General features: G+C 59.2%; 9 protein-coding genes and 1 tRNA gene. 3 read left to right on the top strand and 7 right to left on the bottom strand.

From position 1 onward, the window contains the following. Positions 1-36: 36 nt before the first annotated feature. Positions 37-1,593, bottom strand: coding sequence for an exodeoxyribonuclease VII large subunit (gene xseA / locus CPA56_RS01260; protein WP_182040234.1), 1,557 nt, complete (start codon positions 1,591-1,593; stop codon positions 37-39). A gap of 75 nt (positions 1,594-1,668) precedes the next feature. On the opposite strand from xseA, the gene purD reads away from it, so the two are divergent. After that, positions 1,669-2,907 carry a phosphoribosylamine--glycine ligase gene (gene purD, locus CPA56_RS01255; RefSeq protein WP_182040233.1) on the top strand — a complete coding sequence of 413 codons (1,239 nt, stop codon included), beginning with the start codon at positions 1,669-1,671 and terminating at the stop codon, positions 2,905-2,907. 77 nt (positions 2,908-2,984) lie between these two features. Here the strand turns inward: purD and CPA56_RS01250 are convergent, their stop codons facing one another. The 3 genes from CPA56_RS01250 to polA are packed head-to-tail and all read right to left on the bottom strand — an operon-like array spanning position 2,985 to position 7,157. Next, positions 2,985-3,662 (bottom strand): HAD family hydrolase, encoded by a 678-nt coding sequence (locus CPA56_RS01250; RefSeq protein WP_182040232.1) that lies wholly within the window; start codon positions 3,660-3,662, stop codon positions 2,985-2,987. 10 nt (positions 3,663-3,672) lie between these two features. Beyond that, positions 3,673-4,341 carry an SCO family protein gene (locus CPA56_RS01245; RefSeq protein WP_182040231.1) on the bottom strand — a complete coding sequence of 223 codons (669 nt, stop codon included), beginning with the start codon at positions 4,339-4,341 and terminating at the stop codon, positions 3,673-3,675. Positions 4,342-4,376: 35 nt separating this feature from the next. After that, positions 4,377-7,157 (bottom strand): DNA polymerase I, encoded by a 2,781-nt coding sequence (gene polA, locus CPA56_RS01240; RefSeq protein WP_326831279.1) that lies wholly within the window; start codon positions 7,155-7,157, stop codon positions 4,377-4,379. Between the two features lie 97 nt (positions 7,158-7,254). Between polA and CPA56_RS01235 the strand changes: the two genes are divergently transcribed. Together CPA56_RS01235 and CPA56_RS01230 are read left to right on the top strand one after the other, a co-directional pair. Next, complete coding sequence (locus tag CPA56_RS01235; RefSeq protein WP_229707257.1) at positions 7,255-8,235, top strand: alpha/beta fold hydrolase; 981 nt, start codon at positions 7,255-7,257, stop codon at positions 8,233-8,235. Positions 8,236-8,305: 70 nt separating this feature from the next. Continuing rightward, positions 8,306-8,382 (top strand) — tRNA-Arg (locus CPA56_RS01230). Positions 8,383-8,688: 306 nt separating this feature from the next. Here the strand turns inward: CPA56_RS01230 and CPA56_RS09535 are convergent. From CPA56_RS09535 to CPA56_RS01215, 3 genes are all read right to left on the bottom strand, one after another. Next, a complete protein-coding gene (locus CPA56_RS09535) occupies positions 8,689-10,212 on the bottom strand; it encodes an LA2681 family HEPN domain-containing protein (protein ID WP_182040230.1) in 1,524 nt (507 codons plus the stop codon). 461 nt (positions 10,213-10,673) lie between these two features. Then, positions 10,674-11,870 carry a Dyp-type peroxidase gene (locus CPA56_RS01220; protein WP_182040229.1) on the bottom strand — a complete coding sequence of 399 codons (1,197 nt, stop codon included), beginning with the start codon at positions 11,868-11,870 and terminating at the stop codon, positions 10,674-10,676. 10 nt (positions 11,871-11,880) lie between these two features. Then, the gene (locus CPA56_RS01215; RefSeq protein ID WP_154981623.1) at positions 11,881-13,047 is read right to left on the bottom strand and encodes an NHL repeat-containing protein; all 1,167 of its coding nucleotides are present in this window, start codon (positions 13,045-13,047) and stop codon (positions 11,881-11,883) included. Positions 13,048-13,052 lie beyond the last annotated feature (5 nt).

Genomic DNA, 13,052 nt, shown 5'->3' with positions numbered 1-13,052 from the left:
TGTCCCGATCATGCGCCATAGAACCATAAACCGGCCCTACAGCCCAAGCTCTCCCTGTGACGTCCCTTCCGCCGGAAGAGACGCCGTCCTGCCTGCCCTGCGTCCCCTGCCGGGCACGCCACCATCCGACGGCGGTGAAACCGCCTCCCCTTCACGGTCCGGGTCAAGCCGGGCCTGCCGGACACCATCCGCAAAGGAAAGCTGCACATGGCTCCCTGCTGGCAGGGCACCGGATGATGTCACGGCCTGGCCTGCCTCATCCTGCACCAGAACGTAGCCACGTTCCAGAATGGCAAGGGGTGAGACGGCCTCCAGATGCCGGGTCATGCCTTCCAGCTTCGTCCGCTGGAGGGCAAGCCGGGACTGTACCGTCTCCATCCGCAGCGGCGCACGCAGCAGACGCATCTGGCAGCCATTCAGATACCGTTCCCAGCCGGACTGCAACCGCCCGGCCTGCGCCTCCACAAGGCCACGCCGCTGCCCCAGGACGGTCTCCACCGCTGGCAGATGATAGACGGCCTGCCCCAGCCGGGCACGGGCACGCATCACGAATCCCGGCAGGGCCAGCTCAAGCCTCTGGGCACGGTCATCCAGACGCATCCTGGCCGTGTCCAGCAGCCCCGGAAGGTCCGGCATCCGGGCCGCCACGGCCTGGAGCCGCAGTCCCTGCCGTTGCAATATCCCCGCCAGCCCACCGGAGAGCCGTGCCGCCCGATGGGCGAGGTCCGCCATCAGCTCGGACCGCAGGGGCACCGCCATTTCGGCGGCGGCGGTCGGTGTCGGTGCACGGCGGTCTGAAGCGTAGTCGACGAGGGTCGTATCCGTCTCATGCCCCACGGCAGAAATCACCGGCAGAGGGCAGGCCGCCACGGCCCGTACCACGGCTTCGTCATTGAAGGCCATCAGGTCCTCCAGCGAGCCGCCACCACGGGCCACGATCAGCACGTCGGGCGGACCGGGCAGGTTCCCCATGGCCTGCACGGCGTGGGCGATCTGACGGGCAGCCCCTTCCCCCTGCACCGCCACGGGCCAGAGCAGGACATCCCGTGGGAAACGGCGGGAAATGGTCGTGCAGATGTCGTGCAGCACCGCCCCGGACCGGGACGTCACCACCCCCACACAGCGGGGCAGGAACGGAATGGCCTTCTTGCGTTCCTGATCGAACAGCCCCTCATCCCGCAGGCGCACACGCAGAGCCTCGATCCGGGCCAGAAGGGCACCTTCCCCGGCAAACTCCATGCTGTCGATGATGAGCTGATAGTTCGAGCGTTCGCCATAGGACGAAATCTTCCCGGTGGCGATGACCTCCGTTCCATTCTCCGGCACCATGCCCAGCCGGGAGACGTTCCCCCGCCAGATGACACCCGATATCTTCCCGCCCTCATCCTTGAGGGAGAGATAGACATGGCCGGAGGAATACCGCTTCATCTCCGTGATCTCGCCACGGACACGCACCCGCCCGAACGTTCCTTCCAGCACACGTCTGATCGCCGAGGAAATGGCTCCTACGGAATATTCCGGTATGTTGCTGCTCCCCGGCCCCGTACCGCCCTGCGGCCCGGCGGGAGAAAGAAGGCTCTCTCGTTCCATCATGCGGCCATTCTATGCTAAATGACGGATGACGTGAAAGCGGCTATCTGCATCGCACGAGACATAAAAGGAAACAGGATGCGCGTACTTCTGGTGGGTTCAGGTGGGCGGGAACATGCCCTTGCCACAGCCATTGCCCGGTCCCCTCTGCTGGACACACTCTTTGCCGCCCCCGGCAACCCCGGCATGGCAGCCTGCGCACGCTGTGTTCCCATTGCGGCTGATGACATTGCCGGTCTTGTCGAGTTCGCCCGGAAGGAAAAGATCGACCTCGTCGTACCGGGGCCAGAAGTCTCCCTCGTGGCAGGGCTGACCGATGCCTGCCAGAAAGCGGGCATCGCCTGCGCTGGCCCCTCCCAGGCTGCCGCCGCTCTGGAAGGCAGCAAGGCCTTCACCAAGGAAGTGGCCGATGCTGCCGGTATCCCCACCGCCCTCTGGCAGCGTTTCGACGCCAGCAGCAGCAAGGAGGCCGCCAAGTCCTACGTCCGTGAACAGGGTGCTCCTATCGTCATCAAGGCGGATGGTCTGGCCGCCGGCAAAGGCGTGGTCGTGGCCCAGAGCGTGGATGAGGCTCTGGAAGCCATCGACCGCCTCGGCCTGCCGCTGGTGATCGAGGAATGTCTTGTCGGACGGGAAGTCTCCCTCTTCGCTTTCTGTGCGGATGACAGGGCCAGCCTGATCGGGGCTGCACGGGACCACAAGCGGGTCGGTGATGGCGATACCGGGCCAAACACCGGCGGCATGGGAGCCATCTGCCCACCGCCCGATTTTGACCGGGCGGCGCAGGAAGCCGCACTGGACCTCACCGTCCGCCCGATGCTGGCCGAGATGGTCCGCCGTGGCACGCCGTTCCGTGGCGTCATCTTTGCTGGCCTGATGCTGACGGAAGAAGGGCCGAAGCTGATCGAATACAACGTGCGCTTCGGTGACCCGGAAGCACAGGCCCTGCTCATCCGTCTGGAAAGCGATCTTCTCCCGGCCCTCAAGGCTCTGGCGGAGGGCACGTTGTCCGAGGACAGTATCCGCTTTTCGGACAAGCCGTCCATTTCTCTGGTGCTGGCCGCCAAGGGATACCCGGATGCGCCCGTCAAGGGTGGTGTCATTTCCGGGCTGGACCGGACGGAACAGCTTCCCGGCGTGTCCGTCTTCCATGCAGGAACGAAACAGGATGGTGACAGGCTGCTGGCCAATGGCGGCCGTGTCCTGACCATCTGCGCCACAGGCCCCACGGCAGCCAAGGCACGCTCCCGTGCCTATGAGGCCGCAGCAACCATCCAGTGGGATGACAAGATGCTCCGTAGCGACATCGGGCTATAAGAAATACGTTACACATGAAACAGGCTCCGCCCATCCAGTCATGGGCGGAGCCTGTTTTATATCGGAAGGACTGCTCCCTAGCTTTCCGTCCTGGACAGCAGGGCCGGCAGCTCCCACAGACTGTCCAGCTGATAGTTTGGCTTCAGGGCCTTGCAGACATCGGCCACGCCATGCCCATAGCTTGCCCAGCAGACATCCATGCCAAGCGTCTGCGCAAAATCAATGTCTGCCGTCGTGTCTCCCACCATGAGGAACTGGCCAGCCTCCCACCCTGGCAGCAGATGGGCCAGACGCTGGGTGAAAACCTCCCTCTCCGGCTTGCGGGGCAGACCTTCCTCAGCCCCCAGGGAAGCCTCGAAACAGTCTTCCAGATGAAACCGGGCAAGGCTGTGCCGCAGGGTCGGGCCGTGCTTGTTGCTCACGGCAATCAGCCTGTATCCTCTCTCCTTCAGGATATGCAGCACCTCATGGGCACCGTCATACAGATAGGTCTCTTCCTCGTCGGCCTGGGCGTAACGCTGGCGGTAGGCGGCCACATAACGCTGTGCCTCGTCCATCGAGGCCCCTTCATCCACGATGCTCTGATAGAACCCCTGTAGCGCATCCCCCTTGCCCAGCCGTTCCTTCAGGTAGGAACGGGGCGGTGGCGTCCGGCCAATATCCGTGAAGGCTTCCTCCAGACTCCGCAGGATGGCAGGGCGGGTCTCGGCCAGAGTGCCATCATAGTCCAGCAGAAGAATGGGGTAGCGTAACATGAACTGTTCCTTACTCTCGGTTCTGGCCTGAACGGGCCATGATCTGTTCCAGACCCGCCGTCAGACCGGCTGCATCCTCCGTCACGGGCAGCATGCCAGCGTAATGACCTTCCGGTGTCATGACCACAAAAGATGGAGCCGACTGATAGTAACTCTGCCCCGGCTCCAGCGCATAGGGCGCATGGTAAAGGCGTGTCATGGCCTGTGTCATGTTCGGGGTCGCAAAAACCGGAAAGATGTGCGGGGCCACCCCCATCACATAATCCTTCAACGTGTCCGGGTCCTCCGCCCGGGCATCCAGCGAGACGACCAGAGGCAGGACAGGCTGGCCTTTCCGCTTCATCGTCACGAGGGTCTGGTCCAGAGCCTTGAGCGGAGGCTGGCAGCGTTCCGGCGGGCAGCGTGGGTCCACGAACCAGACGATCGTCCATGAGCCCCGAAAGTCACCTTCCGTCACCATGCCACCACCAAGGGAAAAGACCCGGAAGGAGCCGCCCACCACATTGCCCTGTGCATGGACCCGTGCCCCTTCATCCGCCCCTGTGGAGAGCCAGTAACCGCCATAGCCCAGCAGCCCTGCCAGAATGATCAGCCCCAGAACGACCAACCCGGCCCGGCGGACGGTCGTCTTCTTCGGATCAGTTTCCGGGCCTGCCCCGGTCTTCGAACGGTCCGTCATGCCTGTTCCTGTCTCCTCATTCCTGTCCGGCTGCATCAGTGTGCCTCAGCCCAGTTCTGGCCAAGCCCCGTTTCCACGGAGAGAGCCACATCCAGCCTAGCCACGGATTCCATGACCTCCTTCACGAGGGCCGCCGTCTTCTCAGCCTCGGCTTCCGGGACTTCAAAAAGCAGTTCATCATGCACCTGAAGCAGCATCCGGGCTTTCAGCCCGGCCTCGGCCAGACGGTCCGGCAGGGTGACCATGGCCTTCTTGATGATGTCCGCCGCTCCACCCTGCAGGGGAGCATTGATGGCCTGACGCTCTGCGTAGGACCGCTGCGCTGCCTGCTTTGCCGTGATCCCCGGCACATAGCAGCGGCGACCGAAGGGGGTCAGCACATAGCCCTTCTCCCGGGCCTCTTCCTTCATCTTTTCCATGTAATCCCGGATGCCGGGATAACGGTCGAAATAGGCCTCGATATAGCGTCTGGCCTCGCCCTGCGGTACCTGAAGCTGCCGGGCCAGCCCGAAAGCCGAAATGCCGTAAATGATGCCGAAATTGATGGCCTTGGCCCGTCGCCTTGTCAGCGGGTCCATCTCTTCCAGCGGGATGCCGAACACTTCGGACGCCGTACGGGCATGGATGTCCTGCCCGTGACGGAAGGCATCCAGCAGCGGCTCAATCTGCGCCACATGGGCCAGAAGGCGCAGCTCGATCTGACTGTAATCGGCAGACAGAAGCCTGTGCCCCGGAGCCGCCACAAATGCCTGACGGATGCGTGCCCCCTCTTCCGTGCGGATGGGAATGTTCTGGAGGTTCGGCTCGTTGGAGGAGAGACGCCCCGTGGTCGTGGTCGTCATCTGGAAGGTCGTATGCACACGCTGGGTCTTCGGGTCCATCAGCTTGAGCAGCGCATCCGCATAGGTGGATTTCAGCTTGGCCAGACGCCGCCAGTTCAGGATGGCCGTCGGCAGATCATGGCCCTGCTCGGCCAGCTCCTCCAGCACACGGGAATCCGTTCCCCACGAGCCCGTTTTGGTGCGTTTGCCACCGGGAAGGCCCATCTCATCAAACAGGATTTCCCCCAGCTGCTTGGGCGACCCGATGTTGAAGGGCCGCCCCGCACGATCATGAATCCCCTGTTCCATCTCCGCCATGCGGGTGGCGAAATCCTCCGACAGGCGGCGCAGCTCATCGGCGTCCACCCGCACGCCGACTTCCTCCATGCGCTCCAGAACGGTGATGAGCGGGCGTTCCATTTCCTCATACAGGGCTGTAGCCTTCTGACGGGGCAGCGTCACACGCAGCACCTCCCAGAGGCGCAACGTCACGTCGGCATCCTCCGCCGCATAGGCAGTCGCCTTATCCAGCGGAACCTGCGTGAAAGGCACCCGGTTGCGCCCCTTGCCCGTCACGTCATCATAGGGAATGGGGGTATGGTCCAGATGCAGGCGGGAGAGTTCATCCATGCCCTGCCCGTGCGCTCCGGCGGACTGGGCGTAGGACAGCAGCATTGTGTCATCCAGCGGCGCAATGACCTCCAGACCGGCCTGCCGCAGGATGGTGAGGTCATATTTTGCATTCTGGAAAATCTTCAGGACGGCCTCATCGGCCATCAACGGAGCCAGCTGATCCAGCGTGGCCTTCACGTCCAGCTGCTCACCCACGGGAGCTTCCAGCGTGCCTTCATGCCGGAACGGCACATAACAGGCCCTGCCCGGAGCCACGGCCAGAGACAGGCCAACAATCTCGGCCGTGCGGGCGTTCAGGCCGGTCGTTTCCGTATCCACGGCCACACGCCCTGCGACACGGGCGGCGTCGATCCACCGGGCCAGCGTGTCCCTGTCCGTGACGGTCTCATAGGGACCGAAAGGAGCCTCACTGCGGGGCATCTCCCCGGCATCCTGCCCCTCTGCCGTCGCCGAGGCCGGGCTAGCCTCGGGCCTGCGCTGTGCCGGGTGGCGGGCCTTGCCGCCAAAACCCATGCGCTGGAGAATGGAAGAGAACCCCATGCTCTCCAGCCAGCTCCGCAACGTTTCGGCGTCCGGCTCACGGGGCCGCAGCTCATCGACAGGTGTCGGCACGGCCACATCATCCGCCAACAGGACAAGCCGCCGGGAGATGCGGGCACCTTCGGCGTGATCGATCAGATTCTGCCGCCGCTTGGAAGGCTTCATCCCGGGGGCTGCTGCCAGAACGGCCTCCAGCGATCCATATTCATTGATCAGCTGCGCCGCTCCCTTGGGGCCGATGCCCGGCACACCCGGCACGTTGTCGGTGGAATCCCCCATGAGGGCCTGCACATCCACCACCTTGTCCGGCGTGACACCGAACTTGGCTTCAACCTCGGCCAGACCGATGGGCTTCTGCTTCATCGGGTCTTTCAGGGAGACACCGGGGCGGACAAGCTGCATCAGGTCCTTGTCTGACGAGATGATGGTGCAGCTGCCGCCCTGCTCCACGACCAGACGGGCATAGGTCGCCAGCAGGTCATCCGCCTCCCAACCCGGCAGCTCGATGGCCGGAATCCCAAACTGGTCAGTTGCCTGACGGATGAGGTCGAACTGGGGGCGCAGGTCTTCCGGCGGTTCGGGGCGATGGGCTTTATAATCGGGGTAAATGTCGTTACGGAATGTCCTGCGGCCTGCATCGAAGATCACGGCCATCGGCTGGCCTTCATGCTCCTTGATGAGCCGGGAGAGCATGTTGGTGAAGCCATAGACAGCATTGACGGGCACACCCTCCGGACTGCTCATGGGGGGAATGGCAAAGAAGGCACGGAAAATGAACCCCGAACCATCCACCAGAACCAGATGTGTGTTTTCTGACGTCACGCCGTCTTTCTCCCCTGCCCGTGCTGGCAGATCAGTCTTGCAGATGCTTTCTTCTCTAGCCGATTTCCGCCGTTTTAAAAACGGCTCCCTGTCCGTCATGTCCGCATTTCTGCTCATGGGCCTGCTTGGAGGATGCCAGACACCCCCTGCCCCCCGGAGCCTGCCCCACCGCCCGGTCGAGGCGGCTTACATCCCAGCCAGCGTGACGGTTGCCCTCTCCGATGGCCGCAGAGCACCGGTACGGCTCTACCCGGCAACTGCTCCCCAGCGTGGTGTCATTCTGGCCTTTCATGGCTTTGGAGACAGCCGGGACGCTTGGGAGGTCATGGCCCCGGCCCTCAACAGGGCGGGCTTTCTCATCGTCGCACCGGACGTGCGGGGCTTTGGCGAATTCCCCGCCACGGGGGGATGGAGCACGACCGACAGGATGGTTGCCGATGCTGTGGAGGAAGCCCGCTGGTGCCAGCAGCACTGGCCCGGCCAGCCCCTCCATCTGATGGGAGAAAGCATGGGGGGTGCCCTGGCCCTCCTGACCAGCACGTCCCTGACGGCTCCCCGCCCTGATGGGCTGATCCTTCTGGCCCCGGCCATCATGACGATTGGTGAGCCGTGGCAGACCCTTCTGGAAGGCTGGAACCTCATCACGCCACAGGCACGGCTGACGGGTGCGCATATGCCGGGGCATCATGTCGCCACGGCCAATCTCAGGGCCATGCGCCGCATGTTCTTCGACCCGCTGACCCGCCACGGCACGAACGTGCACGCCCTGCGAGGGCTGACGCATCTGATGGCCCGTGCGCTGGAGCAGGCACCCTCCGTACAGATACCGACCCTGCTCGTCTGGGGAGACAGGGACCAGTTCGTGCCCGCCTCTGCCACACGTCGGCTGATACGGCAGGCCCCGCCATCCCTCTTCCGGCTGGATGAGCTGCCCCGTGGGTATCACCTCATCACCCGTGAACCGCAGGACCGTCCGGCCCGAGACATCATCTCATGGATCGAATGGCCGGACCGTTTTCTCCCCTCTGGTGGAGACAGTGCCGCCACCATGTGGCTCTGGCTGGAACAGACACGCTGACATGGATGAAAAAAGAGTGCCGCAAGGGCTAGGCAAGCACGCCACTTGCCGTTAAAAGTACCGCCAACGGGGACCCGTAGCTCAGCTGGATAGAGCGTTGCCCTCCGAAGGCAAAGGTCGCGCGTTCGAATCGCGCCGGGTCCACCAAGGATTTTCCCAATTTTCTGGTGTTTTTTGCCGTCGAAGGCAAATACAGTGCCACAAAGAATTGACTCAAGCTTGACTTGAGCTATGAGGCCTCCCTTGTCCCGATCGGACCACTATCCTGATAGCTCTTGGTACGCTTATCCGTCCTCGTCCAACCCAATACAGCAAAAAACAATTATTACTAAAAGTTGGACAAGAGTTAGAATGACGGTATCAAAAAAATCAGGGACGAGCGTGCCATTCCCACACTAGAGCAGGTGGGATTATGCTCCCCCATGAATTGTCGAATAAAATGAAAAAACACAGCTACATTCTTCTAAAATCAGGAACATCAATTTCCAAGCAAAGACCCTCTCTATTTTTCGATAATATATCCTCATTCTGTTTTATCGACAAAACAAGTATCTGCAACGCAGACCGTGCAATACGAAGTGCCTGAAGGACCTCATCCTGAAATTGTGAAAATTCGTATCTTTTTATCTCATCAAAAACTCTTTCTTCTTCAGGAAACTCAGGAAACAAATATTCATGCAATATCATAAAACGATGCGTTGAGGAATTTCGTATGTTTTTGTGTGCATTAAAAATGCCATTTCCAGAGTTATAATCTCCTGACAATTCAACCAGACCATAAAGGGCTCGAACACCAGAATTGATTATTTCTTTAAATTTATCTTTTAGAGAAGACTCTCCATTTGAACCTTTAGGAACACGCCACAGCTTGCTAAAATTTGTACCTTTCATATTCTCGCCAATTTCAAAATATCTGTTAATAAAAACGGATATTTTGTCCAAAATATCTAACACAGAACGATGGGCCAAAATAAGGGCCGATACATCCGCTCCATATAAAGCACCATCGGATGTACTGGCAAACCCTTCTATATCTGCCCAGTGATCTCTATCTAAGGCCCTCCATGTCAGATCACGCGCCAGAATATAATCACTTTTCAGCATATTAAACATGGAAAATATGATTGGCTGGCCTTCACCTGCTGGGACTACGATTCCGGGTAAACACAGCCAATCCAAAGTTTTTGGGGTAGAATTCGTGGCCTCCAAAACCGGCGCAAGGGCAAGGCGTTCATCTTTCACCCACTGCACGTAACGACTCTCGGATGAGGATTGAGACAAAGGTTCATCCCACCGATTCGCAAAATTCAGGATATCGTCAGCTGCTTTTTGACTGGTGTATTTAGTCAATCTCTCCTTATTCAGCCTTACAATTCTGCTCAGTCTCCTTATCTGCTCGAGAGTCGCACCAGACCCCATCCCCTGTCGGTACAGATAAAATAGATTCTGCGCCGCACAACAGGCCGCAACCCCATTCTCCGGGTCTGCCTTCAGAGCAAAAGACCATGCATCCTGCGCATCTCCATATCGGAAACTAGCGGAAAATTGATTTCCAAGATTTGTCAAAGCAACTGATCTGAGTTTATTGTGAAACTTTCCGCCGTCTGCTGCACTCCAAAAATATTGACGTATTTTGTTACGGTCATGCCGTGTTCTTTCCTGATGATCCAACCAACCTTCATCATGTGGCGGCGTACCAACCATGGCACATATGCCATTTGCTAAATTGTAGGCCGTTCCAGGATTGGGACGTTTTTCATGACACGTCTGGAATACTCTTAAGCCTTCTTCAATAACGTTCCTTTCCCCTATGAGACTTCCAGCATTAACCAAAATACAGGCCTTCACATATTCCAGATCAAAATAATCTATAGAATCTTTAACTGTTAATTTTAGTTTTTTCGCTTCACGAATCGCTTCTCTAGGATTCGTGTTCAATAATTTCTGTAAGCGAGATTCAATTTCATGAATTTTCACTGTCAGTCTCTCGGCCTCTTAACTGTATTACTTTTCTTTCATTCCGTACTTTTTATCAGAAAATATACAAACATGAAGAAGAAAGAAACTCCCTCCTCTACGATTTCACTTTCAAAAAGATACCCAACATCTTTCTCATCTCCAAGTATCACATGCATCACCTTCTCAAACAACAGAAATAAACCTTTAAAGTTTTTGATCTCCAAGAAGACTTAATCGTTAATGATGATGGAATTTAAGCCACCTCACCCTGCTGACTATCCATAAAATTAAGGGATGACAAAAATACGCCCACTATCCTCATCATTACGAATTTCAGAAAAATCCTTCCCCGTGACACGACAAATCTCTGCCGTCTCCTACTCCAGATGACACCCTACGCTTAATCCACACGAAAACTGTTACCCTCCAGATTGTGCCTCAGTCTTGGAGCCTCCCCACACAAAGGAGGAACCAGCCCCTCACCCCAGAAGCTCCTGACCTATGTAATGGCCATCAAGACGCCCCGGGCAGGCGAACAGGCCACTACCTATGTGAGTCGTGTACTGGTTCATCATGTCGAATTTCGACATACGCTCGAATATCCTGGTGAAGGCCGTGCGGGGGTCCTGCTGATAGGCGAGGAACATCAGCCCAGCATCAAACTCGTTGCCCTGCCGCCACGGGGGCCAACGTTCTGCAATGTAGCTCAGGCCGTTATCATAAGAATAAGACCGCCTCAGCAGCTCCGCACCACCATTCTCCTGCGGGGCGGCAAGGCGGGCATGGGCATTTTCAGACGTGACAGGATTCCCGTCTTTGTCGGTCTGGCTGAGAGTCAGCGGCTCATTCTCATGATGGCCACCAATGGGGGCACCACTCTGCTTCTGACGCCCCATCGTCTCCTCCTGAAAGCCCGTCCTCGTGCGGTCCCAATGCTCCAGGGCAATGCGGATGATGCGGGCCACAAGATAGGTTCCCCCCTGCATCCACGGTTCGTCCGTCGGGGCCGCCCAGAGGACCCGCTTCGCCACGGCAGGATTGGCGATATCAGGCTGTATGGTGCCATCCTTGAAACCCATCAGATTACGGGGTGTCTGATGTCGGCCAAACTCCGGTGAGAAGCCGGTCTGTGCCCAGCGTGGGGTCGCTCTGCCATCCGCCAGACGGGCCAGGATGCGGATGGCATGAAAGGCCGTCTGCGGATCCGTCGCACAGCTCTGGATGCAGACATCACCCCCCGTATGGGCCGGAACGAGCTGATCCCCCGTAAAGCGGGGCAGGTCGGCCAGCGGAGCCGGACGCCGGTCCGCAAGACCATACCGGTCCTTCCCCTCCTTCGTGAACAGCCCCGGCCCGAAGCCGAAGGTCAGGGTCAGGCTCGCCTGCTCCAGACCATCCACATCACCGGAATCAACAAGGTGCGGGGCGGGCCGGTGCGCCATCAGGGCCTCGGCGGCCTCCGTCCATGCCCTCATCATGTCGGCCACATCGGCCTTCTTCTCCGCCGTGAGATCAAACGTGATGAAATACAGGAACGGCAGCTGCGGCAGCATGATGCCGGGCTGATGATGCAGGGAGGCGGCCATCGCAGGACTGGCAGCGGGGCGCATCAGCTCCATCCCTGTCAGCCCCAGCGCACCCCCCAGAAGTGTGCGGCGGGAAAGAGAAAATGTCATGGTTCTGCTTTCACGGAAGGGCCACATTGAGCGTGTTCATGTCATCTTCGACATAATAGAATCCCCTGTTGTCAGGGGTCATCGCCAGACCAAACAGGTCACCATTGCCCGGGGGCTGCTGGGCCTGGTCATTGTCCACCCACTGGGCATAAAGCTGCTTCTTCGCCACGGGGTCTATCTCGACAACCTGCCCGTTGCGCCCGTTGGCCACCAGCAGGTGATGCCCCGGCACCCAGATCATCGCCAGTGGCCAGTTGAGCAGCTGCCCTCTGGTGATGATGCGCCCTACGGCATCATTCTGACGTGTCACGGGGGTCGTGCGGTTCACGGCATCATCAATGGCCGTGACCTCCTCATCATAGCCATCCGTGACATACAGCGTGCCGTCACTGTCCAGAGCCAGTCCGGTTGGCCCAAAAAGAAAATTGTCACGATCGGCACGACCGGCAAACCCGGTCGCTATGATTGACTGTCTGTCCAGCACAGGGGGCTTACCCGGCGGAACATGCAGATTGAAACGCATGACCGTCGCATTGTGCAGGATGGGTGGATAATGCGTTGCCGGGTCCAGAACATAGGGGCTTGGCAGCCCCGCCGCCGCCATGGAGATGAAAAGCGTGGCCGTGTCTCCGTTATCAATGCTGGCAATATTCCCCCACGGCCCCGTAATGTCCGGTCCTTTCCACGCCGTGGCGAATTTTCCGTTGGCATCAAAAACCAGAAGGCAGCCATCCCCCTTCGTGCCTGTTGTCCCATCCTTGCTTGGCGTGCTGCCAACAATGACCCAGCCCGCCTTGAGCACCGTCAGGGCCGTCGTGAAGCCGATCCCCCCCGGGCAGGCTGCCAGATTGGCCGGAGCACTGGCAAACAGACGTATGTTTTTTGTCACGGGCGAATAGGCCACGATGGTCGTGCCGGTTCCCTGAAGATTGTTCACATTGTTGAAGTTGGTGATGAGCACTTCATCCTTCTTCAGGCTGCCCATGTCCTGCGGCACCAGATAAATCGCATAGGGATTGAGATCGCCATTGCCCGGACTTGTGGAGGCCAGCATGGCATGGCGGTGGATGGTCTCCAGAAATCCCTTCGGAGCAGCCTCCCCTCCCTGTGGAGCAGACACGGCAGCGAAAGCGAAGCAGGCCAGGCCGGGCAGCACTCTACGTAGAAACTGTTTCATGAAGC

It is taken from the genome of Bombella mellum, from assembly GCF_014048465.1.
GTDB lineage: Bacteria > Pseudomonadota > Alphaproteobacteria > Acetobacterales > Acetobacteraceae > Bombella > Bombella mellum.
Note: the sequence above shows the minus strand (reverse complement) of the source record. Positions and strands in the feature narration are given on the sequence as shown.

What these genes read in the sequence shown, in the direction of transcription:
- xseA (WP_182040234.1), bottom strand. Translation starts at nt 1,593, where the DNA reads ATGATGGAACGAGAGAGCCTTCTTTCTCCCGCCGGGCCGCAGGGCGGT.
- CPA56_RS01245 (WP_182040231.1), bottom strand. Translation starts at nt 4,341, where the DNA reads ATGACGGACCGTTCGAAGACCGGGGCAGGCCCGGAAACTGATCCGAAG.
- CPA56_RS01215 (WP_154981623.1), bottom strand. Translation starts at nt 13,047, where the DNA reads ATGAAACAGTTTCTACGTAGAGTGCTGCCCGGCCTGGCCTGCTTCGCT.
- purD (WP_182040233.1), top strand. Translation starts at nt 1,669, where the DNA reads ATGCGCGTACTTCTGGTGGGTTCAGGTGGGCGGGAACATGCCCTTGCC.
- CPA56_RS01250 (WP_182040232.1), bottom strand. Translation starts at nt 3,662, where the DNA reads ATGTTACGCTACCCCATTCTTCTGCTGGACTATGATGGCACTCTGGCC.
- CPA56_RS01235 (WP_229707257.1), top strand. Translation starts at nt 7,255, where the DNA reads ATGTCCGCATTTCTGCTCATGGGCCTGCTTGGAGGATGCCAGACACCC.
- CPA56_RS01220 (WP_182040229.1), bottom strand. Translation starts at nt 11,870, where the DNA reads ATGACATTTTCTCTTTCCCGCCGCACACTTCTGGGGGGTGCGCTGGGG.